Source organism: Levilactobacillus yonginensis (assembly GCF_964065165.1).
Classification (GTDB): domain Bacteria; phylum Bacillota; class Bacilli; order Lactobacillales; family Lactobacillaceae; genus Levilactobacillus; species Levilactobacillus yonginensis_A.
Genome location: NZ_OZ061549.1, coordinates 621125 through 645693 on the forward strand (window position 1 = coordinate 621125; position 24569 = coordinate 645693).

Annotated in this window: 17 protein-coding genes and 1 pseudogene; 1 reads left to right on the plus strand and 17 read right to left on the minus strand. The window is 50.1% G+C overall.

What is annotated here, in order from left to right; all coding sequences use genetic code 11:
• Window positions 1-19: 19 nt before the first annotated feature.
• From AB3Y94_RS03055 to AB3Y94_RS03110, 12 genes are all read right to left on the minus strand, one after another.
• On the minus strand, window positions 20-2668 hold the full coding sequence (locus AB3Y94_RS03055; protein ID WP_367295070.1) for a cation-translocating P-type ATPase: 2649 nt from the start codon (window positions 2666-2668) through the stop codon (window positions 20-22).
• Between the two features lie 447 nt (window positions 2669-3115).
• Complete coding sequence (ffh, locus tag AB3Y94_RS03060; RefSeq protein WP_125684021.1) at window positions 3116-4564, minus strand: signal recognition particle protein; 1449 nt, start codon at window positions 4562-4564, stop codon at window positions 3116-3118.
• Between the two features lie 19 nt (window positions 4565-4583).
• Window positions 4584-4925 carry a putative DNA-binding protein gene (locus AB3Y94_RS03065; protein ID WP_125684023.1) on the minus strand — a complete coding sequence of 114 codons (342 nt, stop codon included), beginning with the start codon at window positions 4923-4925 and terminating at the stop codon, window positions 4584-4586.
• A gap of 387 nt (window positions 4926-5312) precedes the next feature.
• Window positions 5313-6098, minus strand: a complete 786-nt coding sequence (locus AB3Y94_RS03070) for a hypothetical protein (RefSeq protein ID WP_367295071.1) — start codon at window positions 6096-6098, stop codon at window positions 5313-5315.
• 294 nt (window positions 6099-6392) lie between these two features.
• On the minus strand, window positions 6393-7892 hold the full coding sequence (gene ftsY / locus AB3Y94_RS03075) for a signal recognition particle-docking protein FtsY (protein ID WP_367295072.1): 1500 nt from the start codon (window positions 7890-7892) through the stop codon (window positions 6393-6395).
• Complete coding sequence (gene smc / locus AB3Y94_RS03080) at window positions 7892-11446, minus strand: chromosome segregation protein SMC (protein ID WP_367295073.1); 3555 nt, start codon at window positions 11444-11446, stop codon at window positions 7892-7894. The genes ftsY and smc overlap by 1 nt, the downstream gene beginning before the upstream one ends.
• Window positions 11447-11463: 17 nt before the next feature.
• A complete protein-coding gene (gene rnc / locus AB3Y94_RS03085) occupies window positions 11464-12153 on the minus strand; it encodes a ribonuclease III (protein ID WP_125684029.1) in 690 nt (229 codons plus the stop codon).
• A 96-nt stretch (window positions 12154-12249) separates the two neighbouring features.
• On the minus strand, window positions 12250-12501 hold the full coding sequence (gene acpP, locus AB3Y94_RS03090; RefSeq protein ID WP_125684031.1) for an acyl carrier protein: 252 nt from the start codon (window positions 12499-12501) through the stop codon (window positions 12250-12252).
• Between the two features lie 584 nt (window positions 12502-13085).
• Complete coding sequence (gene plsX / locus AB3Y94_RS03095; protein WP_367295074.1) at window positions 13086-14120, minus strand: phosphate acyltransferase PlsX; 1035 nt, start codon at window positions 14118-14120, stop codon at window positions 13086-13088.
• A gap of 16 nt (window positions 14121-14136) precedes the next feature.
• On the minus strand, window positions 14137-16170 hold the full coding sequence (gene recG, locus AB3Y94_RS03100) for an ATP-dependent DNA helicase RecG (protein ID WP_367295075.1): 2034 nt from the start codon (window positions 16168-16170) through the stop codon (window positions 14137-14139).
• 77 nt (window positions 16171-16247) lie between these two features.
• Window positions 16248-17942: a DAK2 domain-containing protein gene (locus tag AB3Y94_RS03105; RefSeq protein WP_367295076.1), complete on the minus strand. Its 1695-nt coding sequence runs from the start codon at window positions 17940-17942 to the stop codon at window positions 16248-16250.
• Window positions 17943-17974: 32 nt separating this feature from the next.
• Window positions 17975-18337, minus strand: a complete 363-nt coding sequence (locus tag AB3Y94_RS03110; protein ID WP_367295077.1) for an Asp23/Gls24 family envelope stress response protein — start codon at window positions 18335-18337, stop codon at window positions 17975-17977.
• 232 nt (window positions 18338-18569) lie between these two features.
• Here AB3Y94_RS03110 and rpmB point away from each other — a divergent pair, with 232 nt between their 5' ends.
• Window positions 18570-18755, plus strand: a complete 186-nt coding sequence (gene rpmB / locus AB3Y94_RS03115; RefSeq protein ID WP_367295078.1) for a 50S ribosomal protein L28 — start codon at window positions 18570-18572, stop codon at window positions 18753-18755.
• Window positions 18756-19449: 694 nt separating this feature from the next.
• On the opposite strand, the gene AB3Y94_RS03120 is transcribed toward rpmB, so the two are convergent.
• From AB3Y94_RS03120 to AB3Y94_RS03140, 5 genes and pseudogenes are all read right to left on the minus strand, one after another.
• On the minus strand, window positions 19450-20124 hold the full coding sequence (locus AB3Y94_RS03120) for a thiamine diphosphokinase (RefSeq protein ID WP_125684043.1): 675 nt from the start codon (window positions 20122-20124) through the stop codon (window positions 19450-19452).
• Window positions 20124-20777, minus strand: a complete 654-nt coding sequence (gene rpe, locus AB3Y94_RS03125; protein WP_367295079.1) for a ribulose-phosphate 3-epimerase — start codon at window positions 20775-20777, stop codon at window positions 20124-20126. The genes AB3Y94_RS03120 and rpe overlap by 1 nt, the downstream gene beginning before the upstream one ends.
• A gap of 12 nt (window positions 20778-20789) precedes the next feature.
• Window positions 20790-21686: a ribosome small subunit-dependent GTPase A gene (gene rsgA, locus AB3Y94_RS03130; RefSeq protein WP_367295080.1), complete on the minus strand. Its 897-nt coding sequence runs from the start codon at window positions 21684-21686 to the stop codon at window positions 20790-20792.
• 102 nt (window positions 21687-21788) lie between these two features.
• Window positions 21789-23825, minus strand: a complete 2037-nt coding sequence (gene pknB / locus AB3Y94_RS03135; RefSeq protein ID WP_367295081.1) for a Stk1 family PASTA domain-containing Ser/Thr kinase — start codon at window positions 23823-23825, stop codon at window positions 21789-21791.
• Window positions 23825-24567 (minus strand): annotated as a pseudogene (locus tag AB3Y94_RS03140) (Stp1/IreP family PP2C-type Ser/Thr phosphatase). Before AB3Y94_RS03140 ends, pknB begins: the two are co-directional and overlap by 1 nt.
• Between the last annotated feature and the right edge of the window lie 2 nt (window positions 24568-24569).

Below are 24569 nucleotides of genomic sequence, written 5' to 3' on the forward strand. Positions count from 1 at the left end.
TTCCAAATAACGCGATGCTTTATTTTAACACGCGCCGTTGGAAGAATTTAACGATTTCCACAATAACGATCATCATGAACGAAGCCAAAAGGACAATTCCCCATTGGAAGCCATCCAGATGAGCAACGTGGAACATGCTGTTTAAGCCTGGTACCAGAATGGTCATCGCTAACAGTGCAAAGGCAATCACAATGGCCCAGTTGAAGAATTTATTCTTAAACAAACCAACCGTGAAAATGGACCCGTGAATCGACTTAGAGTTAAATGCGTGAAATAGTTGAATCAACCCTAACGTTGCGAAGGCCATGGTCAAGGCATCGGCATGGGCCAATTGCGTTGCCTGATGCACGGGGTAGGTAATGGCTAACCAGTAGACACCTAACGTAATGGCCCCTTCCAGCAGGCCCTGGTAGACGATACCTCCGAAGACCCCACCGGAGAAGAAGTTCGACTGCCGACCTCGTGGCTTTTGCTGCATAATATTCTTTTCCATGGGTTCGACCCCTAAGGCAATCGCTGGTAACGTGTCGGTCACCAGGTTGATCCACAGAATATGCACGGGCGCTAAGATCTGCCAACCTAGCATGGTCATCATGAACAGTGTCAGTACTTCCCCCAGGTTGGCGGAAAGCAGGTACTGAATGGCCTTCTGAATGTTAGCAAACACTTTTCGGCCTTCCTCAACCGCCACCACAATGGTAGAGAAGTTGTCATCGGCCAGAACCATGTCGCTGGCCCCCTTGGAAACTTCGGTCCCGGTAATTCCCATCCCGATACCAATATCGGCAGCCTTCAGGGCGGGAGCATCGTTGACCCCATCTCCAGTCATGGCAACGACCTTGCCCCGCTTCTGCCAGGCATTGACGATGCGGACCTTATGTTCGGGAGCCACTCGAGCGTACACCGCGTAGTCGCTCACTTTCTTGGCAAAAGTGGCATCGTCCATCTCATCAAGTTCGGCCCCGGTAATCACGGCGGCGGTCTCACCCTTGTCGATGATGCCCAGCCGCACCGCAATGGTGGCGGCCGTGTCACGGTGGTCCCCAGTGATCATCATTGGCCGAATCCCAGCAGATTTGGCATCCGCCACGGCCTGAGCCACTTCCGGTCGTTCAGGGTCGATCATGCCGACCATCCCGGCCAAGATCAGGTCATTTTCTACCGTTTCACTGGTCATGTTCGTTGGTACTTGATCCGTAATGCGGTAGGCAAACGCCAGGACCCGTAAAGCCTGCGTCGCCATGTTGTGGTTCGTATCCAAGATGTGTTGCCGGTCGGCATTGCTCAACGGTGAAATCGCGCCGTCCATGGCCAACCGCGTCACGCGCTTCAGCAACTCATCCGGCGCGCCCTTGACGGCAATCAGGAAGCGACCATCCGCTAAGGGGTGCACCGTGGACATAAGTTTTCGCTCGGAATCAAACGGAATTTCGGCAACTCGGGGCATATCCGTTAAGACCTGGTCAACCGGGTAGTTGCGATCCATTTGGTACTGCACTAGCGCCGTTTCGGTCGGGTCACCGGCCAAACCATCCGGCGTCACCTTAGTATCGTTACTGAGAATCATGACCTGCGCTAAGCGATTTTCACGGTCAAAATCAACCGTGTGCGCATCGGTTAACCGTAAGTCTTCGTAAACCTTTTCGACTGTCATTTTGTTTTGAGTCAACGTCCCGGTCTTATCCGAGGCAATGATGTCGGTGCTCCCCAACGTTTCCACGGCGGGCAGTTTCCGGACGATGGCGTGCCGTTTGGCCATTCGCTGAGTCCCCAATGCCAAAGTAATCGTGACGATGGCGGGCAATCCTTCTGGAATCGCAGCAACGGCCAGAGAAATCGCCGTTAAGAGCATGTCGATCAGGCTTTCGGCCTGACGCCACATCCCCATCGCAAAGACGATGGCCGCAATCACCAGAATCAGGATGGTCAACGACTTCCCTAACTGGGTCAGGTTGGCCTGGAGCGGCGTGGTTGTCTCATCGGCAGCTTCAATCATGCCCGCGATTCGGCCGACCTCCGTCTGCATCCCAGTGGCGACCACGACTCCGGTTGCCCGACCGTACGTAACGTTAGAATTCATGAAGGCCATGTTGTGACGGTCACCGATAGGCAGGTCCGCTCCCGTCAAGATAGCATCCGCCTTTTCCACGGGTACCGATTCCCCGGTCAACGCGGACTCTTCGACCTTTAGCGAAGCCACATCGAGCAACCGCAGGTCAGCGGGAATGATATCGCCGGCTTCCAGCAAGATGATGTCCCCCACAACCAGCTCGTCGCTCTTAACGGTCATCACCTGACCGTCGCGGCGAATCGTGGCGTTAGGCGCCGACATTTCCTTCAAGGCGTTAATGGCTTCCTCGGCCTTGGCCTCCTGAAAGACCCCAAAGATGGCGTTTAACACCACCACGACCAGGATGATGACGGCATCGACGACCTCACCAGTCAGCCCGGCAATTAGCGCGGCCACCAGCAAGACGATGATCATGAAGTCCTTGAACTGGGCAAAAAATTTCTGCAACAGGGAGGTGGTCTTCTGTTGGTTCAAGACGTTGTGTCCATTCGCCGAGAGACGTTCCTGTGCAGTTGCCGAGCTTAACCCGTGCTCGCTGGTTTGCAAGCGCTGGTACAAGTCAGCAGCAGTTTCCTGATAAAACGGTAATTTGGCCATTTGCCAATTCCTCCTGAAGTGTGCTCGTAAGCCCATCTTTTTCCCATTTTCGGGGGTAAAAAAAGAGACTCACGCGTGCACACAAAATAAATTGTGAACACACATAAGTCTCACTATTTAAGGCAATCCCGGATTGGCAACTGGTCGACACCAGTTCCAAAGAAATCTTGCTGACGGGTATTGCCGCAGAATAATCCTGCTAGTTACTCCCTTATGGTTGCTGTGAAATTAGTATACCGAATTTTTTCCGTGCCGTCTACATAAATAGCCCACCAAATGTTAACGATACTTATTATGTCGATAAGTAACCATCACCATTATTAGCCGGTCACTTGCCGCTCAACCCCGTCCCACCGGGGTTAACGGTTCAAATGCTACCAGTAAATGTAACAAAAGGCCGAACGCCCAGTACCAGCTTCCTGGCACCGAGCTCCCGGTCATCACGGTCTACTTGCGCTTCTTACGCTTCAGCCGCTTCTTCTTATTCTTCTTCATCTGACGCGACATCCGGTTCATAGCCATCTTTTGCATCCGGCCACTGATACCGCCGCCACCCATACCGGTGTTACCCATCAGCTGTTCCATTCCAGACATATTTCCTTTGGAGACCTGATTCATGGTCTTCTTCATCTGATTGAACTGCTTGATCATTCGGTTAACTTCATGGATCGGCCGACCAGCCCCAGCAGCAATCCGTCGTCGCCGTGAAGGGTTCAACAGATCGGGATTGGTCCGTTCCTGTGGTGTCATAGAATACACGACAGCCTTTAGGTGATCCATGTCCTTGGGATCCATTTGCACGTTTTTCAGAGCTGGGTTATTGGCCATCCCTGGAATCATCTTCATGAGGTCTTCCATTGGCCCCATCTTCTGAATCTGGGCAATTTGGTCCAAGAAGTCGTTGAAATCAAACGAGTTTTCTTGAATCTTTTCGGTTAATTCCTTAGCCTGCTTTTCGTCGTATTCCTTCTGGGTCTTTTCGATCAGGGAAAGCATATCCCCCATCCCTAAGATCCGCGACGACATTCGGTCTGGATGGAAGACATCCAGGTCGGTCATCTTTTCACCTTGACCAATGAACTTGATTGGCTTGCCGGTCACGGCCCGGATAGACAGTGCGGCACCACCACGGGTGTCCCCATCTAACTTGGTCAAGACGACCCCGGTCACGTCCAGCTTTTCGTTAAACCCTTCGGCGGTGGCGACGGCGTTTTGCCCAGTCATCGCATCAACAGTCAGCAGAATTTCATCAGGATGGGCCAACGCCTTAATGTTGGCCAATTCATCCATCAATTGTTCATCAATTTGCAACCGACCAGCGGTATCAATGATCACGTAATCGTTGTGGTTTTCAGCGGCCTGAGCCAGTCCTTGCCGCACGATTTCTACGGGATCAACGTCAGTCCCCAACTGGAAGACCGGCACGTCGATACCTTCAGCCACCTGGACCAATTGGTCAATGGCGGCTGGCCGGTAAATATCGCCGGCAATCATTAATGGCCGGGCGTTTTCTTCGTTCTTTAGCTTTAAAGCTAACTTGCCGGCCGTCGTCGTCTTCCCGGCCCCTTGAAGTCCAACCATCATGATGATCGTTGGAATCTTGTCGGACTTATTTAGGGGAACGGCTTCTGCCCCCATCGTTTTGGTTAACTCTTCGTCAACAATTTTGACGATTTGTTGCGCTGGGTTCAGTCCTTCAAGAACGTCGGCCCCCATCGCTCGGTCACGAACCTGCTTGACGAAGTCCTTGACCACGGTAAAGTTAACGTCGGCTTCGAGTAAAGCCAACCGAATCTCACGCATTGTTTCCCGTAAATCACTTTCGGAAACGCGGCCCTTGCCCCGTAGTTTGCGCATTGCGCCTTGTAGTCGTTCGGTTAATCCTTCAAACGCCATTCGTATTGCCACCTAACTTTCATTGTTCTTCTAGATTTTCTAAACCCGCAACCAATCGATTTAATTTGGCATCGTGGGGGTAATTAGCCGCCACGTATGACTGAATTTCATCAGCCTGTTGATTGCGCGCTGTAAATTCTTGATAGAGATGCAGTTTACCCTCATAATCTTCGAGGATTTTTTCGGTTCGTCGCAAGTTATCGTAGACCGCCTGCCGGCTGACGTTGAATTCTTCAGCAATTTCCCCCAAGGAATAGTCATCACCGTAATACAGTTGCATATAGTTGTTCTGCTTCGCGGTCAACAACGGTTGGTAGAACGCAAATAGGGAATTAATTCGATAGTTTTTTTCGATTTCCATGATTGGTCCTCCCACATAGTTACACACTCTACTAGAATACTGATTTTTAGCGGTTTCGTCAATTTTTTTCGCGTACTTTACGGTAACTAGAGAGTAGGACACAAGGCAGTTAGTCAATAATCTTTAACGTCGATAGACGAATAATCCTGACCTTTAAATATTTATCGAGCTGGATCAAGCGGCGTTAACAGTCGTTTGTCGCCCGTTTCGACTATATCCGTTCGGCGCAAAAAAGGACTCAGCTTTTTATCACCAATGATTAATTAATGCGCGTTAACTTTGAGGAACCCTAACCATTTAATTCACAAGGTTTAAAAAGATGAAGCGGACTTGGACGTAATCTCCAAGTTCGCTTCATCATTTTAAATTCTACATCATAAAGAAATTTTACTTAGCGGGTTCGAGGTAAATGTAGGCATCACCACGGTTAGCGCCTTCGTCACCCCAGCCATTATGAATGTCGATACCGATGTGCCAGCCCGCATACTTAGCACGAACTGTCGCTGGATAACCAGCAGCATTCAACAGTGGTTCATATGCTTGGAAGTAAAACGGTTGGTCATCAGACTTAGGATTTCGTAAGTGAATCAAAGTCTGGTTAGCCCCAACGTAGTCACCATCAACGGCATCAACTGGATAAGCTGCACCATTGGCTTCCCGGTTCAGTGACGCATCCGAGATGGTCCTTGGGAACAATTGCTTTAAAGCCGCCTTGAACTGGTCTTCATTTTTACTCCCCAATTTCCCCTGCGGTTCAGAAACCGTCACGGTCTGAGAAGGATGAGAGTTAGCAGTGGTCGTGGTAGTTGCGGTAACCGGTTTTAGATAACCCCGCCAGATCCAACCTTGTAAGGTCTTGTCCGCACTCTTAACGTGATAGTAAATAGCGTTGTGGCCTTTATACTTTTTGTACAATTTTTCGTGAGCGTCCGTGTACCAAGTAACCGTTGGGGTAACGTCATTGTTGCTGTAACGAATGCCCAAGTGCCTGGAGTACCGTGCCCCAGTAGTTGCTGTAAACGCGTGGCGTTTCATACTCTTGCGCCAAACCAGCCGCACAGACTTTGACCGTGACGCTGAATACTGACTATTCGCAGAAGCAGTCATGGTCGACATTCCTAAAATGCCCGCTCCTACTCCGAGAACTAATGCGGCCTGCATAACTTTTTTCATATAAATTCCTCCCATTTCAACCCCAAGCAGGCTAACGCCATCGGTTAAACACTTTGTCCATTAGTCTGCCAATGTTTAAGGTCTACTACTATTTTAGGACTAACTTAATCTTTTTGCACGTCAGCTAGTCATTTACTACTTTCAATTTCTCCCGTTCAACAAAAAATCTGCTGTCCGTAATCAAATACACTGATTACCAACAACAGATTTCTCAAATCACAAAGCCTTAAAATTAAACGATTCACCACAATCCAGTACTAACGAAGGTCCACACTAGATTGCCTTATTTGCGCACTATTTCTCCAATGCCTTAACATCGATCAGGCCCTTGAACAATCCGTAAACAAACTCGTTGGGATCAAACGGCCGCAAGTCAGAAATCTGTTCACCTAACCCAATAAACTTCACCGGTACGTGGAGTTCATTACGAATGGCCAAAACAATTCCCCCACGGGCAGTCCCATCCAACTTAGTCAGGACAATACCGGTCACATCGGTTGATTCTTTAAAGAGTTTGGCCTGAGTCAAGGCATTCTGACCAGTCGTGGCATCCAGCACCAGCAAGACTTCGTGTGGCGCATCTGGAATTTCACGGGTAATGATGCGTTTCATCTTAGCCAACTCATTCATCAAATTGACCTTATTTTGCAGCCGACCAGCGGTATCTACGAAGAGAATGTCGTAATCCTCTTCCTTCGCCTTTTTCACGGCATCGAAGACTACCGCAGCGGGATCTGATTGTGGCTTACCCGTCACAATATCCACGTCCGCCCGCTTGGCCCAGACATCCAACTGTTCAGTCGCTCCGGCCCGGAAAGTATCGGCAGCGGCCAGTAAGACCTTCTTGCCGTCTTGATGGTAACGGTTCGCCATCTTCCCAATCGTCGTCGTCTTCCCGACCCCGTTGACCCCGACAAACAGGATCACGGTTGGACCAGAGCTGGCCACGTTCAGCGCAGTACTTTCATCGTTACCGGCCGCATCGTAGATTTCAACCAGTTTTTCAACCACCACGTTTTGAACGTCGGCGGATTTTTTAGCATTTTGTAATTTTACTTCATCGCGTAACTCATCACTGAGTTTAACGGCCATGTCGAAACCAACGTCGGCGCCAATCAGGGTTTCCTCAAGGTCATCGAAGAAGCCTTCATCCACGTGGCGGAAGTTAGCCAGTAAAGCGTTCAGGCGTTCACCGAACGTCTTTCGCGTCTTCTCCAACCCCTTGTCGTAGAGCTGTTCGTCCGTCTTTTCAGCCGGCTCACCGGTTTCAGAATCAACGGTTTTTGTGGCAGGTGCTTTTTCCGCAACCTTGTCGACTGGAGAATCTTCAACTGGCTGACTTTCAACTGGAGCCGCACTAGATACAGGTTCTTCAGTTGGTGCTTCACTAGTTACAGCATCTTCAGTAGTGGAACCCACTTCATCAGTAGCCGGATCATCTACTGACGATTCAGTGCTGCTTACGGCTGCTTCGGAAGCTGCCGGAACACTGGCTTCCGCTGGGGCTTCGGCAACACTAGCCGGTTCAGTAGCCGCCGTACTAGTAGCTGGGGCTTCGCTGGTAGCCATCACAGAACTAACTGGTGTTACTTGGGCACTCACTGCTTCTGACGATGCCTCAGTAGCAGGCGACTCAGGTTGCTCAGGTGCTGCTGAGGCTGGTGTCATCCCTGCCTCGTTAGCCGCGCTAGACTCAACGGGCATTTCACTCGTAGGCGTTTCTACTGGCGCTTCACTAGCCTGGCTTGCGGGTTCTTTCTTAGCCCGGCGACGAAAAATATCAAATAATCCCATTAGGATTGCTTCCTTTCCTGAGTGGTTTCTTGGTCAAGGTCCACGGCGACCATCTTAGAGACGCCGGACTCTTGCATGGTCACCCCGTAAAGGATATCGGCTTGCACCATGGTTTCCTTCCGGTGGGTGATCACGATAAATTGCGTTTGATCTTGGAATTGGTGGATGTAGCGGGCAAACCGCGTCACGTTAGCGGGATCCAACGCTGCTTCCACTTCATCCAGAATACAGAACGGTACGGGTTGCACCTGTAAAATAGCAAACAACAGTGTAATGGCCGTCAACGCCCGTTCGCCCCCAGAAAGGAGTCCCATGTTCTGGAACTTCTTGCCAGGTGGCTGGGCCATAATGTCGATTCCAGTGGTCAAGAGGTCGTCCGGGTCGGTCAAAACCAATTCGGCCGTTCCCCCGCCAAACATCTGGCGGAAGGTTGCTGTGAACTTAGCCGCAATGGCGTCAAAGCTCTGCTTAAACCGACGCTTCACTTGACCATCCAATTCGGTCATGGTCGTGTTTAACTGTTCCTTAGCCGTCAAAAGGTCGTCCCGTTGCTTGGTCAGAAAATCATAACGTTCCTTTACTTCCTGATATTCAGCAATCGCATTGAGATTGACCGACCCGATTTCATCCAGCCCCCGCTTTAATAGCTTCAACTGGACGGCTAAATCATCGGCTGGCATATCACTGACGTCTTGCTCAGCAGCTGCCAGACTCAACTGGTACTTTTCAGATAATTGATTTTGTTGCTGGTCGATCAGCGATGACAACCGGGTCTGTTTGATCTGTGCTTGTTGCAACTCATCGTTAGCCAGTTGCAGCAACCCCGTGGTCCGCTGATTGGCTTCTTCAGCCGCAGCCAACGCATCGTTCGCCGTCGTCAACGCATCGTTAGTCGTTGCCAACTGCGTTTCGATTGCCTGACGTTCAGCCTGAGCCCGCTTTAATTGGGCTTCGGCATCGGCCGGCGTCTGGGCCTGTTGCTCAGCCAATTGTTGCAGGTTAGCCGTCACATCGGCCACAGTTTGTTGATCGGTTGAAATCGTATCCTGCAGTGTCTTCAGCGCCTTAGTCTGCTGCTGATGGCGCTCTTTGGCTCCGGCCAGCCACGTCTGCTTAGCGGTCAACGCCGCTTGCTTCTGGGACTGTTCAGCGGTGACCATGGTGATTTGCTGTTGCAACTGCTTAACGGCCTGTTCAGTCGTTTCAACCTGCTGCTCACCCGAGCTGATTTGCTGGGCCAATTGACTATCCTGTTGGTCTGCGTTGCTGTCCTTGGCCTGTTGAATCTCCAACTCAGCCGCTTGGACCTGGCGGTTAGCCTGTTCCAACGTGGTTTGAGCCGTAGCTAAGTCGTCATCTAACTGACGGCACTGCGGTTGTAGCTCATTGATCGTCGTTTGTAGCACCTGGCTCCGTTGCTCGCTGGCCTGAAGTTCCGACCGTTGGGCTTTGATCTTGGTTTCCTGAGCATTCAACTGTTGCTGCATGGTCTGAATCGACGTTTGCAGCTGTTGGAGTTCCTGTTGTTGCCGCAACACACTGCTGTGGCTCTGACGGGACTGGCCCCCAGTAATGGACCCACTCGCGCTGACCACGTCTCCGGCTAGACTGACAACTCGGTAGCGGTGATGGATGCGTTGACTGATGGCAACGGCGCTGTCCAAATCGGCAGCGAGAATCGTCGTTCCCAGTAAATACCCAAGAATTGCCTGAGCGGACTGATCAATTTTGATCAAGTCACTTCCCACGCCGAGGAAACCAGACATGCTGTGTAAGAGTTGCAGGGTGCTGTGGTCGATTTGCCGTCCCCGCACTGTGCTTAGTGGCAAGAAGGTCGCCCGACCGGCTCGGTGCTCTCTCAGGTAGCCGACAGCCGCCTTAGCGGTCGTTTCATCATCAACGACCACTTGCTGCAACTGGCCACCCAAAGCGTACTCAACGGCCGTGGTGTAGCGTTCAGGGACTTGTAGGAGTTCGGACACCGCCCCCAGTAATCCCCGGAAATGCTCCCGCTGCTTCAAAATCGCCCGGACACCCTGGTAAAAACCACCGTATTCAGCCGAAGATGCCTGCTGACTGGCAGCCTTGGTCTGAGCACGCTGGTAGACTTCCAGCGCAGCTTGCCAATTGTGCTGCAATTTTTGAAAGTTTTGTTGATGATGTTGGTAGTGACCAGCTTCAGCATCCAGAGCTTGTTCCGCCTGATTTAAGGCGTCCTTTTTCTCCTGGGCCTGTTGCGTTAAAGCCGTGACCGTAGACTGAGCAGTCTGCGCCCGTTCCTTAAGTTCAGCCAGTTGTTTAGCAACTCGTTGGCCTTGCTGCTGCAGGCGCTCCTGGTTCTGTTGCAAGTATTGTTGCTGATTACGCCAGTTGGCCACACTTTGCTTCTGGTCGAAATAGGTGGTACGCAGGTCCTCCAACTTTTGTCGTAAATCCGTCAAGGTCTTAGGATCCGTGTCATGAGTCAGTTGGCGAGCCTCTTTCTTAGCCGTTGTCATGGCCGCAGTTAACTCGCTGATTGACGCCTGTGCGGCCTTCACCGACGCATCATTTTGCTTAATTTGTTTCTGCAACTCAGTCAACTGAGTCGTTAGCCGTTGTCGTTGTTCATCCTGGTGTTTTTGCTGTTCACCAGATAAGTTAACTTGGCCTTGGCTCTGCTCCACCTGCTGTGTGGCGGTGACTAATTTGGCCTGTAAGGCATCCTTTTGGCCTAACAACGCTGCCTGTTGTTGTTTTAACCCTTGGACGGTAGCCGTCTGCGCCTGTTCAGCGTCTTGGTGAGTCGACACCTGATTCTGTTTCTCCTGAACCTGGGCGTCAGTCGCCGTCTTCTGTTCAAGTTCTGTGTGCAATTGCCGTACCAGTTGGGTCCGATCCAGTAGCGCATATCGTTTCTGCTGGTCCAGATAATCCTGTGCTAGGTTACTCTGCTCTTCTAGGGGTTGAAGACGCCCTTCTAGCTCCGCAATGATGTCTTCCACCCGGTGCAGATATGCCATCGTATCGTCCAGTTCCCGTTGGGCTTTTTCCTTATGTTTACGGTACTTGTAGACGCCAGCCACCTCTTCAACAATACTCCGTCGTTCCTCAGGCTTGCTGTTGAAGATGGCTTCTACGCGCCCCTGAGAAATAATTGAAAAGGAGTCCTGACCCATCCCGGAATCCATGAGGAGTTCCGTAATGTCCTTTAGCCGACAACTCTGCCCGTTCAGCTGGTAATCACTGTCACCGTTGCGGTATAGAATCCGACTCAGTGTCAGTTCGGTATAATCGCTCTTTAAATAGTGGTCACTATTATCCAGCGTAATGGACACCGCCGCTCTATTCAGCGGATGACGATCCGCCGAACCCGCAAAAATGACGTCCGGCATCTTACTCCCCCGCAAACTCTTGGCAGACTGCTCCCCCAAAACCCACCGAACAGCTTCAGAGATGTTACTCTTACCGCTTCCGTTGGGGCCGACGATGCCAGTCATTCCCGGCAGAAAGTCAATTCGAGTCTTATCCGCAAAGGACTTGAACCCACTAATTTCTAATGTCTTTAACCGCATCGTTAGTCATCCTTACTCTACTTCAAATTCGCTAACGCATTCCGCGCTGCATTTTGTTCCGCATGTTTTTTGGAGTGCCCGTGGCCCTCACCTAACAGCTTGTCATCTACATAGACGGCCACCTTGAAGGCCCGGTCATTGTCGGGACCTTCTTCGTCCAAGAGCCGGTAATCAATGGCCACTGGCCCGTTTTTTTGAACCAATTCTTGTAGTTCTGTCTTGTGGTCAAAGAATTCGTCAAACCGGCCTTCATCCAGCTTAGGAAAGACGACCGTCGTCACAAATTCGACCACTTTATCCAAGCCCTGATCCATATACAGAGCGCCGATAAAAGATTCGAAGATGTCACATAATAGGGAATCACGTTCTCTGGCTTTAGCCTTCTCTTCCCCGCGACCTAACCGAATGTACTGATCAAAGTGGCATTCGCGAGCAAAACTAGCGAAGCTGACTTCATTGACCATGGCAGCCCGAAGGCGGGTCAAACGCCCCTGAGGCATCTTAGGGTAACGCCGGAAAATATAGTTGGAAACGACCAACTGCATCACCGCATCCCCTAAAAATTCAATTCGTTCATAAAACTTTAAACCTTGGTTAGGATGTTCGTTCACGTAAGAGGCTTGCGTAAATGCTTCGTCCAGCAAAGATTGATCTTTGAAATGGATGTCAAAGTTCTCTTCTAATTCTTTATTTAATGCCGCTATCACGCGTTAGTTCCCTCATTTCTGTTTAAATCCAAACTTACTCGTCATCAGATTGAAAAAGCCCGGGACGAAAAGTTGCGGCCCGGACTCGCTTAGTGCTTATTTTGATTCTTTTTGATGGCCTTCGATGTAATCTACCACTTCGCCAATGGTGTTCAACTTTTCAGCATCTTCATCGGAAATCTCGGCTCCAAACGTATCTTCTAGTTCCAAAACGAATTCAACGAAATCGATAGAATCCGCATCCAAGTCCTGCTTGAAGTTGAGTTGTTCGTTGATGGCATCGCGGTCGGTTTCAAACCGATCAGCAATGATATCGGCAATCTTGTCAAAAATTTCTGCTCTTGTCATGTTTTACCCCTCGATCACAGTATTCAATAAGTAGTCTAACCGTTTTAGCCACCCTTGTCTAGCCAATTATAGACCTAACGACAGAGGTTGGTGCGGAACCGTGTTGCTGGGCTGATTTTAGTAGTCAAGTGGGCTGACCAAGATAATTGGTAGCGCCAATAAAATTGTCTTGTCCGGCTGAAAATTAACTGCAAGTACTAGTACCATACTCAAGTTTAGACCAAATATCACAGCAATCTAACTCCCGCTCACATGACAAACTTCCCAAGTCAGCTTACAAATATACCTAGATGACCGTTCAACTAATTGTCCTCACTACTTAGTCAGTCGGTCAATTACCCAGCTAAACTAGCCACAGGTTGTCAGGACAGGCACCGGCAGTGTCGGTAATGTTGGTACGGGCGGTTTCCCCGGACCTATATTACGGGACAAGCTTTTAGATTCTCGTGATTTCCGAGAAGCTAAAAGTTGAGCTGGAGGACCGCTCTCCAGGCCGGAAGCGGCCCCACAGCCGGTGCCTGTCCTGGCAACCGGAGGCGGAAGGCCCCACCTCTAGCCTTTGACCTAACAACTAGTGGTTGAAACTATTTCAAAGATTCCTTCAGTGCAGCCATCTGGTCGGTATGATCAGCAAAGTAAGTTACCAACTGATCAGCACTGTGGCTAGCCAAAAGCTCACGAATCTGGCCAATTGTATTCTTCACAGTTGGCGCCTTGGTTGACCCATGCGTCTTCACAACGGGCGCCTTCAGTCCCAACAAAACAGCACCACCATATTGTGAGTAATCCATGGCACTCTGCACGTTCTTGAAGACGGGCTTCAAAAGACCAGCACCTAACTTGCCGCCCAGGCCACCACTCATGATTTCACCCTTGATCAGTTTCAGCATAGACAATGCGGTGCCTTCAATGGCCTTAAGCGTTGCGTTCCCAGTGAACCCATCGGTCACGACCACGTCGGCAGCGCCATTTAAAAGCTCACGAGATTCCACGTTTCCAACGAAGTTCAATTCATCCATGCCGGATAGCGCTTCGTAGATGGCACGATGCGCCATATCCCCTTTGTCAGCTTCGGTTCCGTTGTTTAAGAGCCCGACCCGTGGATTTGCCACGTGCATGACAGATTGCGCGTAATACTGACCCATAACGGCGTACTGGACCACATTAAATGGCTTCGTATCAGCGTTTGCCCCCACGTCCAACATCACAAAACTAGACTGATCTGGCTTGCGTAAAACAGGCAGGGTGGTCGTCAGACCCGGCCGTTCAATCCCCTTGATTCTGCCAACAATCAACAACCCTGCCGCCAGGACAGCTCCGGTATTGCCGGCAGAAAAGAAAGCGTCCGCCTCGCCTTCCCGAACAGCTGTCGCAGCCAATACGATACTAGATTGCTTTTTACGCCGAACTGCCCGGACAGGTTCGTCTTCCATTGCGATGACCTCTGGTGCCGGAATTAACCTGATCCGCGTCTTATCTGTTAACAGGGGCACTACCTTTTCTTCCTGTCCATAAAGTAAAAATTCTAGGTCGGGATAGGCGTCCCGAGCAAGTTCGATTCCTTTAACAATTTCATCTGGGGCGTAGTCACCGCCCATTGCATCAACGGCAATTTTCATGAGTAGTCTCCTTTGGTTAATCCATCGTCATATTTTTGTGAGCGGTCATGCTGAGGAAGGCCGCCAATGCTAAGTTTTGATCCTTATCTGCCCAGTTTGGTGACGACACTGTTTCTTTAGCCGCCTGCTGAGCTGCACTCAAAATGTTGAGGTCCGCTACGGGATCACCCACTTTAAAATCAGGCACCCCGGACTGCTTTCTTCCCAGAATATCACCGGGACCTCGTAATTCCAAATCCTTTTGAGAAAGAACGAACCCATCGTTGGTGCTAGTCATAGTTGTCATTCGTTCAATGGCCAATTGGTTTTTGGGGTCAGCAATTAGGATACAGGCTGAAGCTCGTGAACCCCGACCAACCCGGCCACGTAACTGATGCAACTGTGAGAGACCAAAGTGATCGGCGTCGTAGATGATCATTAACGTTGCGTTCGGTACGTCGACCCCGACTTCAATCACGGTCGTCGCCACTAATACTTGGAACTCATTGGCCTTAAACGCCGCCATGATGGCATTTTTCTCGTCATCTTTCATCCGCCCGTGTAGTAGACCCACCTTATAGTCGGGCTCAAATTCTTCTTTGAACCGGGCGTAGATGGCCTCCGCATTTTTCATATCAACGGCTTCAGATTCCTCAATCAGTGGTGTGACCACGTAGGCCTGGGACCCTGTGCTGAGTTCTGCCTTGACCTCACGCAACGTGGCGTCTACCTGATTACTCCGAATCCAACTCGTCTTAATCGGTTGCCGACCAGCTGGCAGTTCATTAATGACTGACACGTCCATTTCCCCGTAGGCCGTAATGGCCAGTGTTCGGGGAATGGGAGTCGCCGTCATTGCCAAAACGTCCGGCTGCTGGCCCTTTTCTCGCAGGGCTTGCCGTTGATTGACCCCAAACCGGTGTTGTTCATCAATTACAGCCAAGCCCAAATGATGATAGGTCACTTCCGGTTGAATCAAGGCGTGGGTCCCAATCAGGAGGTCCACCCCACCCTCAGCAATCTGGGGCAACAACGTCTTACGAGCCGCGGTCTTCGTGGCCCCCGTTAACAGCGCCACGTTTACCGGAAAGTCCGCAAACAGCTTAGCTAAATTATTGGCATGTTGTTCAGCTAAAATTTCTGTGGGTGCCATCAGTGCAGCTTGCGCGCCAGCAGTAATGGCGGCGTACATGGCAATGGCAGCTACCACGGTCTTCCCACTCCCCACGTCCCCCTGTAGCAACCGATTCATATGAACGGGACGCTTCAGGTCGAAACAAATTTCATTGACCACGCGCTTCTGCGCCGCGGTCAGTTCGTATGGTAGCGAGTCAATGAACGCCTTTAGCTTCGCCAGATCGTAGTGAAAAGCCTGGCCGTGTAACGTATGGTCTTGTTGCCGAACGATTTGCAGACGTAATTCAAAGAGATAAAACTCCTCAAACTTCGCCGTTCGCCGAGCCGCTTGAGCCGCCGCATCATCCGTTGGAAAATGCATGTCGTGAATCATATCGCGTCGATGTAACAGCCGATATTGCTCACGCAAGGCCTCCGGAATTAGGTCAACAATCACTGGTGAGTAATCTTCATAAGCTGATTCCACCAGTTTTTTGACGGTCCCCTGCCGGATCTCCTTGTTGGCTGGATAAATCGACCCCATCCCGCTGTCCGCACTGGCCAGAATCTTCATTCCCGCCAGACTCTGCCGTTTCGCATCAAACCGGCCATAGATGACCAATTCTGCCCCCACTTCTAACTGGTCCTTAAGCCAGGGCTGGTTGAAGAAGGTCACTGGAATAATCGTATGTTCATCAACTAGTAACCGAAAATTCAACCGATTTTTCTTCCGACCAAATCGCGTCAAAACGGGCATAGCAGCTACGGTTCCCTTGAGGGTGACCTTAGCCTGGTCCGTCAATTCAGCGGGATCTTTGGCCTCCAAGTCCTCATAACGGAAGGGAAAGTAGGTCAAAAGATCGTTGATATTTTCAATATCCAGACTCTTCAGCGCCTGAACGCGTTTTGGACCCACCCCAGCTAAGGTGGCCACGCTATCGCTTAAACTTGCCATTGATTTTCCCTCCCAACACACACAACTAATGCGAAAAAAAGACTGGACCATTAGCCCAATCTTTTTTCGTACACCGGTTATTCAACCGAAATCAAGAATGGGTAAACCGGTTGGTCCCCTTCATGAACTTCTGTTTCTAAGTCATCATCCAGTGCCTCGACCTGTTCTTGCAATTGCTCCGCAACCTCAGCCGTCGTATCGGCACCATAAATAATCGTTATAATTTCACTTTCATCATCGAGCATGGCCTTGACCGTGTCGACCGCCGTGGTCAGAAGATCCGCGTCGGTTACTTTAATCGTACCATCAACGATTCCCATGAAGTTGCCTTCCTTGATGTCAAACCCATCAAGTTGGGTGTCACGAATGGCGTGCGTTACCTGACCGCTCTTAACAGCTGACAAGTTGTCTTCCATTGCTTCTTGGTTTTCGTCTAACTCGGCATCTGGGTTGTACCCCAGCATAGCTGTCATCCCTTGTGAAACCGTCTTAGAATGCACAATGACGGCTGGCACATCGGCAACCTTGGCTGCTTGTTCGGCAGCTAAGAAAATGTTCTTATTGTTAGGCAATACAATGGCCCGCTTAGCCTGGCTTTGGTTGATGGCATCCACGATGTCCTGAGTACTTGGATTCATGGTCTGACCACCGTTAACTACGTGGGTCACACCTAAGCTCTTGAACAACGTCGCTAACCCGTCACCAGCAGTGATGGCAATGATGGCTGTATCAGCAGGTGTTTCTTCAGCAACTGCTGTAGCCACTGCAGAGTTAGCAGGCGTATCATCGTGTTCCATGATGGTTTCCTGTTGCATCCGCATATTGTCGACCTTGACCTTAGCTAAATCACCAAATTCTTGGCCCCAAGCAATCACTTTACCAGGGTGTTCCGTGTGGACGTGAACCTTGACGATTTCGTCATCGTTAACAACCAGTAAAGAATCACCTAAGTCAGCCAAGTAATCGTAGAAAGTATCGTAATCAAAATCGTGATCGACTTGCTTACCGCGGCCGATACGGACCATGATTTCGGTACAGTAACCGAATTTGATGCTGTTAGGATCGAGCTTTCCTTGCACACTTTGGTGGTGGGTTGCATCGATCATTTCATCCATTTCAGCGTCGTCAGGCTTGTAGTCGCCCTCTTCAGCAACACGACCGTTCAGGGAGTCATTGAAGGCTTCCAAAACAAAGGTCAGCCCTTGACCACCGGAATCGACCACACCGACTTGCTTCAAGACGGGAAGTAAGTCTGGCGTCGTTGCCAAGGCAGCTTTGGCCGCTTCAAAGACGGCATCCATCACGGCTAAAACATCGTCGGACTTCTTAGCCGTGTTTAAGCCGGCCTGTGCGCCCTCACGCACAACAGTCAGGATAGTTCCCTCAGTAGGTTTCATAACTGCCTTATAAGCTGTTTCTGCACCTGCTGCGAAGCCATCAGCCAAGTCTTGGGCCGTTAAGGTTTGCTTATCTGCCAACTTTTTAGAGAAACCACGGAAAATCTGGGACAAAATGACCCCAGAGTTCCCACGGGCCCCCATCAATAGCCCCTTAGCTAAAGCAGTTGCTAACGCCCCAACGGCAGTGCTGCCCAAGTCACGTTCGTACTTGGCCCCACTCTGTAGGGAAAGGCTCATATTGGTTCCCGTGTCCCCATCTGGAACAGGGAAAACGTTTAGTGAGTTAATAAAATCGGCATTCTGGTTTAGTTTTTGCGAGGCGGCTTGGACCATCTTACCAAACTCAAGATTAGTAATTTCTGTTACTTTCAACTAAGTATCCTCCTTGATTTCAGTACGTCTGGCTAATCAGCCAACACCCGCACCCCTTGAACAATAACATTTACTGAGTTCGCGTTGACGCCCAGCATTGTTTCCAGGTTATATTTAACTTTAGATTGAACGTTCCGTGATACTTCAGAAATCTTGGTTCCGTAGCTGACGATAACGAAGACGTCAATTGCCACGCCATTTTCTTCCTGTCGCACAACAACACCGCGGGCGTAGTTCTCCCGCCGTAAAATATCATTAACGTTGTCACGGATTTGATTTTTGCTTGCCATGCCCACGACACCATAATTATCAGTCGCGGCACCCCCAACTACGGTCGCAATCACTTCATTCGTGATATCAATTGTTCCGTACTGAGTCTTAATCTTTACGGCCATGGAAATAGCCTCCTTGTCTGGTTGTAGAATCTTAACAGAGATTAATCTTACCACAACCCACGCAAAAATAGAAATAGGAACTCTTAAAAGCACGCCCTGACGGTAAATAAGTGTCAAGCAAATTTACTTGAAAGAAAATATTGCGTTCCGCAAAATAGTATGGTAAATTAGTCAGGTGAGTAAAAAGCACTGCTTTTTTAAAGTAATGAATCCACAAAGGAGGGTTTACGCCATGGCAAAGGATTTTATCAACGGTAAGCGGACGCGCTTCGGTAACAAGCGTTCCCACGCTTTAAATTCATCTCGTCGCGCTTGGAAGCCGAACTTACAAAAGGTTCGCATCTTAGTGGACGGTAAGCCGAAGAAGGTTTGGGTTTCTGCCCGGACTCTGAAATCAGGTAATGTAACCCGCGTTTAGTTATAAACACGGTTATATAAGAAAAAGCACGAACCAGTTCGCTGGTTCGTGCTTTTTTTGTGTCTCCTCCACTTGAAAGCGGTTATCACTGCAACCTCGAGTGAAAAGGTTTCATGTATCCGCCGGTCAATTTTCACTATGTCTGACTAAACCCCAAAACCAAATCCTTGCTGTATCAGGAATATGGCAAATAATACTTAGCAATTGAAGAAACTGGCTTTCAAAATCAGATTGCTGCTAAAAATATCGAATCACAAAAAAATATTTTTTCATTCTGCTTCAATTCAATCTAGCAATTCTGCAAAAAGTTAACTTGCACCCTGGATTAATAACCACCAATTTCGCTATATCAGTTTGGTCAGGTTGAAAACCACTCTTACTATGTCACAACCAACCACCTAATCTTTCAAAATACATCAATGTAGCCGGAGGTTGTCAGGACTGGGGCCGGCGGTGTCGATGGTGTTAGTTCGGGTGGGCTCTGTCCGAACTTACAGCATGGGGCAAGCTTGGAGACTTGCGTGGTCTGCGGAAGGCTTCAAGTTGAGCTGGAGGACCGCTTCTCAGGCCGGAAGCGCCCCCACAGCCGGCCCCAGTCCTGGCAGCCGCAGGCGGCGTGGTACAGTCACAATCCAAAAACACCAGTAATCGCAACCAACAGTGGTCGCAATTACTGGTGTTTTAAGCAAGAACTTTATTCATGTCGCGCTTCGTAAGTATCACAGCTCTGAATGACGCAGAGCAACCCGGTGTCAAACTGAAATTCACCAGTCTTACCCACAAACTCATTGCTAGCAAACGAAATTGGATACGGAATCGGCTCATTGTGTAGCTGGTACTTTTCATTGATCAGGCTTAAGTGGTCAATGGGTGTTAAGGGAATGAATGCCAGATAGTTTTTATCTGGCTCCTTCTCCAACGTGTAATGACCAGGTAGGTAGAACGAAATCGTATTTTGCTTATCGATCAGCCGAATCTGACTGGCATAAGCCTTAAACTGCGGTTCCAACACCAAAAACAGGTTGGCTAGAAAATGGTCGATTCGACCACCAGTGGCACCGTAGATGTCTACCCGTTCAGCGGCATAGTCGTTAAATGCAACTGAGACCGCCATTTGGGTATCCGTAAAGTCTTTTTCAGGTTGAGATTGCCGAATGTCTTTCACATTCCGTCGCACCCGTTGCAACTCCGGTGCCGCCAAGGAATCAAAGTCCCCAATAGCAGCCACCGGTTGAACATTATTGTCGATCAACCGTAACGTCCCCCGGTCAACGCCAATCCAGGGGCCAACGATATTCTCAGCGAAGTCGGCCGGCCAATTGGCCTTGGGACCGCCCACGAGTAGATTAAACGTTCCGCCCCGTGGCATTACTTCGTTGCGTCCTTTAAAGCTTTGATTCGAGCAGCTGGATCGTCTGCGTTGAAGACGTATGAACCAGCCACTGCAACGGTCGCACCAGCCTTGGCACAGTCAACAACGGTCTGGTCGTTGACCCCACCATCAACTTCGATATCGAAGTCATAGCCTTTTTCCTTCTTGATTGCGTCTAATTCAGCAATCTTGGAAACAGTGCTTTGTAAGAACTTCTGACCACCAAAACCGGGGTTAACAGTCATGACCAAGACTTGGCCAACCATGTCTAAGACTGGCACGATGGCGGAAACTGGCGTCCCAGGGTTGATGACGACTTCTGGGGTAGCACCAGCGTTTTGGATCATTTGTAAAGCCCGGTGAATGTGTGGCGTCGCTTCAACGTGGACACCGATAATATCAGCACCAGCCTTGGCAAAGTCTTCAACGTAACGTTCTGGGTTTTGAACCATCATGTGAACGTCTAAGACCATCTTCGTGATTGGCCGAATCGCCTTGACCCAGCCTGGACCGTAAGACAATGCAGGGACGAAGTTACCGTCCATGATGTCGATGTGTAAGACCTCTGCTCCAGCTTGGTCCACCTTTTCGATATCTGGTTGTAAATTGACGTAATCGGCACTTAAAATTGAAGGCGCTACTTTAATCATAAATTCTCTTCCTCATTTCTTCTTGTTATAAATTGGTTTTTGATTCTTTAACAACGTAAGTAATAACAGGTAGTTATCATATCGGCTTTGCATTAAATCGCCAGCTGCTAAGGCATCCTTGACGGCACACCCTGGCTCATTGACGTGAACGCAGCCCCTGAAACGACACTCACTAGATAGGGCCAAGAACTCTGGAAAATACTGCCCAAGCTCCCGGTAATCGATGGTCAAGGTATCGTATGACGAAAACCCCGGCGTATCGGCCACTAACCCACCGGCCACCGGCATCAGACTCACTTTACGCGTCGTATGCCGTCCCCGGTTCAGGGCCGTAGAAATCTCACCAGTCGCTAGCGTCAGATCTGGTGAAATGTGGTTCAGCAGTGTGGACTTTCCCGCACCGGTCTGTCCCATAATCACGGTCTCCTTGTCAGCCAACGTGGCTTTCAGTTGATCCAAGCCTTCAGCCGCAAATGGTTCCCGGGTCAAGCACACTTGATAACCGATCTTTCGGTAACCCGCTGCCAGTTCTTCAAACTCCTGATACCGGGTATCTTCAATCAAGTCGGTCTTCGTAAAGTAGATGACCGGTTGAATGCCACTGACTTCAAGGGCAATCAGCTGACGATCCAATAAGTTGGTCGAAAATTCCGGCGCCGCGACCGCCGTCACGACGACCCCCTGATCAATGTTAGAAACAGGTGGCCGGGTCAATGAATTGTCCCGCGGTAAAATTTCTAAAATGTAGCCTTCCTTAGGCGTCGAACTCTCAAACGTCACGCGATCTCCCACCAATGGTGTGATCCGCCGCTTGCGAAAATTCCCCCGCGCACGGGTTCGGTACATTTTGCCATCACTGAAAACATCATAGAAGCCGCTCAATGATTGGCGAATTTGTCCTTCTGACATGCAGCACCTCCTTTATTCTTGTGTTTCTGTCTGGCTGATTCTACACAAAAACTCAGTCCTCTTTCATTATAAAAGAACTGAGCGTTAAATGCAGGTTTTTTCCTAATTTTTCGTGACATGATTATCTGAAGCGATGACGTGGCCGTCACGAACGACCTTATAAGCGCCCGATTTGCCCGCCGCTACCGTAAATGGCAGGGTCACCGTCGTATCCGCTGTGATCGTCATCTGTTTGTAGATTGAACTTAATCCGTGATCCTGATCTTTCAAATAAATCTGAACCAAATTGGACGCCGATGAAGAACTACTGCTACTGGTATCCGAATCTTCAGTTGCCTCGCTCTCATCTGAACTATCATCAAATGGAATCTTGACGTTGACGCTGAACTTGTCGGTACTCGTGCTATCAGCCTTCTGTTCACCACGGGAAATCGTCAACGTGACTTCATCACCTTCGTGAACCACAGCCCCCTCACCAGGCGACTGCTTGATGACTCGGTCCTTCGCAACATCGGTAGAATAGGCGTAATGGAAGGCCAGGTTCAAGTTGTGGTCAGTCGCATACTTTTGAGCCTGTGCCTTCGTCTTGTTCGACAGATCGGCCAACGTGACGGTCGCCGATCCAGTCGACACACTAAAGGTCATGTCGCTGTTCGCCGGTACCACGTTTTTGCCTGCCGCAATACTTTGCTGGATAATTTTCCCAGCTGGTACGCTACTGGAATGCACGGATTCACGGTGAACTGTGAATCCCAACGCCTCCAGCTTAGCCGCCGTGCTCGCGTACGAATCACCCTGATAATTACCCAGTTTGAAGCGCTTAGGACCCGTACTGATCCACAGATCGACCGCCGACTGCCGTTTAAGCTGCGTTCCTGAACGTGGTTCCGTCCGAACGACCCGGTTGACCTTAACTTTACTGCTAGCCGTTTTGTGAACCTCACCCACGGTTAAATGAGCCGTTTTAAGCTCAGTACGAGCCGTTGCCTCCTTCTGACCAAGGACACTTGGCACACTGGTCATTTGGGGCTTAAAGATGGCCATGCCAATTAGAACACCCAGAATCAGTAACAACGCGACCAACCCAGCCAGTAAGAACTTGCGCCGACGGGGGTGCCGCGACTTTTTCCGCTTCTTCTTACCCTTAGCCGACGCCGAGTCGTCCTGCGTCTTAGTGACCGCCGCAGGTGACTCTTCTGGTGCGGACTCAGTGGCCGCAGAAGCCGGTAACGGTGCGGAGCTTAACGCACTCGCCGGCAAGACTTTCGTCTCACCGTCGTCGTCATTGGCTGGTACAAATTTAACCTCGCCCGCCCGTTTGGGTGACAACGACGTTTTCAAATCTTCCGCCATACTTTCAACATCAGTATAGCGGTCCGCTGGTCGTTTAGACGTCGCCTTCAAGACCACATTTTCCAAAGCCTGTGGGATTCGGGGATCAATATCTCTGACGGACGGAATTTCCGACTGGAAGTGCTTCAAGGCAATGGAAACAGCCGTCTCGCCTTCAAAGGGCACCGTCCCTGTCAACATTTCGTAAAGCATAATTCCTAAGGAGTAGATGTCAGACTGTTTCGTCGCCATCCCGCCCCGGGCCTGTTCAGGTGAAAGATAGTGCACGGAACCCAAGACGGTATTGGTCTGTGTCAAGCTGTGTTCCGACAACGCCACCGCAATCCCAAAATCGGTGATTTTAGCTACCCGGTTGCGATCAATCAAAATGTTTTGGGGTTTCAGGTCCCGGTGAATAATATTATGTTCATGGGCCATCTTCACGGCGCTCAGAATCTGCTCCATGATTTGGATGACCTCTTGATAGGCAATTGGGAAATGGTCTTTGATGTACGCCTTCAGGTCGGTTCCCTCGACGTACTCCATGACCAGGTACTGCATCCCGTTCTCCTCACCCACGTCGTAGACCTGCACGATGTTGGAATGAACCAATTCGGTAGCCGCCAACGCTTCACGCTGGAATCGCCGAATCGTTCCCGGATCGTCTCTCAAATCAAGACGCAGCAACTTGACCGAGACGTCCCGGTCAAGAATCAAATCATGTGCTAAATAAACGTTGGCCATACCGCCTTCGCCCAAAGCGCGGATGATACGGTAGCGGCCATTTAGCGTATAACCGGTCCGCATTAGTCAGCCACCTCCCGCCCCGGATTGGTGATCAGTAAGACCGTAATATTGTCCAACCCACCGGCAGCGTTAGCTAAGTTGACCAAGTCGTCACACTTTTCAGTGGGGGTCAGATTGCTTAACAATACGTCCTTGATGGCCGTATCATCAACCATATTGGTCAACCCATCGGTACAAAGCATGAGTTGGTCGCCCATGACTAACGGGTACGTATTGAGGTCAAAGCGGGCGTCCGTTGAGATGCCCAGCGAGCGAATGATGACGTTCTTTTGGGGATGGTGCCGGGCGGCCTGCTTACTGATTTCACCGCGTTTAACCAACTCGTTGACCAGCGAATGGTCTTCGGTCAGTTGCCGCAAGACATCATCTCGTAGGAGGTAAGCGCGTGAATCACCAATGCTGGCAATGACAACTTCATCTGTAAAGTAGAGAGCCGCCACCAAGGTAGTTCCCATACCGTTTAGATCCGCAAACTGGTTGGACTTATCGATGATCGATTGATTTTCCGCCGTGATTTCGGTGGTGATCCAGTCGCGAGCAGCAGCAGGAGTGGTTAGGTCTGTCTGTTCAAACTCATGACCCAGGTGGGACACCGCCATAGCACTCGCCAGCCCCCCTGGTGACCGCCGATACCATCCGCAATAATGGCCAGATGTTGGCCAGCTTGGTTGGTATACACATCGACGTAATCTTCATTATCATTGCGTTGCTTCCCAATGGACGTTCGGTATGCGACTTCCATTA

Bases quoted from the DNA above. Each gene is read 5' to 3' on its own strand.
- AB3Y94_RS03055 (WP_367295070.1), bottom strand. From the start codon at position 2,668: ATGGCCAAATTACCGTTTTATCAGGAAACTGCTGCTGACTTGTACCAG.
- ffh (WP_125684021.1), bottom strand. From the start codon at position 4,564: ATGGCGTTTGAAGGATTAACCGAACGACTACAAGGCGCAATGCGCAAA.
- AB3Y94_RS03065 (WP_125684023.1), bottom strand. From the start codon at position 4,925: ATGGAAATCGAAAAAAACTATCGAATTAATTCCCTATTTGCGTTCTAC.
- AB3Y94_RS03070 (WP_367295071.1), bottom strand. From the start codon at position 6,098: ATGAAAAAAGTTATGCAGGCCGCATTAGTTCTCGGAGTAGGAGCGGGC.
- ftsY (WP_367295072.1), bottom strand. From the start codon at position 7,892: ATGGGATTATTTGATATTTTTCGTCGCCGGGCTAAGAAAGAACCCGCA.
- smc (WP_367295073.1), bottom strand. From the start codon at position 11,446: ATGCGGTTAAAGACATTAGAAATTAGTGGGTTCAAGTCCTTTGCGGAT.
- acpP (WP_125684031.1), bottom strand. From the start codon at position 12,501: ATGACAAGAGCAGAAATTTTTGACAAGATTGCCGATATCATTGCTGAT.
- plsX (WP_367295074.1), bottom strand. From the start codon at position 14,120: ATGAAAATTGCCGTTGATGCAATGGGCGGTGACTACGCCCCAGATGAA.
- recG (WP_367295075.1), bottom strand. From the start codon at position 16,170: ATGGCAAGTTTAAGCGATAGCGTGGCCACCTTAGCTGGGGTGGGTCCA.
- AB3Y94_RS03110 (WP_367295077.1), bottom strand. From the start codon at position 18,337: ATGGCCGTAAAGATTAAGACTCAGTACGGAACAATTGATATCACGAAT.
- rpmB (WP_367295078.1), top strand. From the start codon at position 18,570: ATGGCAAAGGATTTTATCAACGGTAAGCGGACGCGCTTCGGTAACAAG.
- AB3Y94_RS03120 (WP_125684043.1), bottom strand. From the start codon at position 20,124: ATGCCACGGGGCGGAACGTTTAATCTACTCGTGGGCGGTCCCAAGGCC.
- rpe (WP_367295079.1), bottom strand. From the start codon at position 20,777: ATGATTAAAGTAGCGCCTTCAATTTTAAGTGCCGATTACGTCAATTTA.
- rsgA (WP_367295080.1), bottom strand. From the start codon at position 21,686: ATGTCAGAAGGACAAATTCGCCAATCATTGAGCGGCTTCTATGATGTT.
- pknB (WP_367295081.1), bottom strand. From the start codon at position 23,825: ATGCGGACCGGTTATACGCTAAATGGCCGCTACCGTATCATCCGCGCT.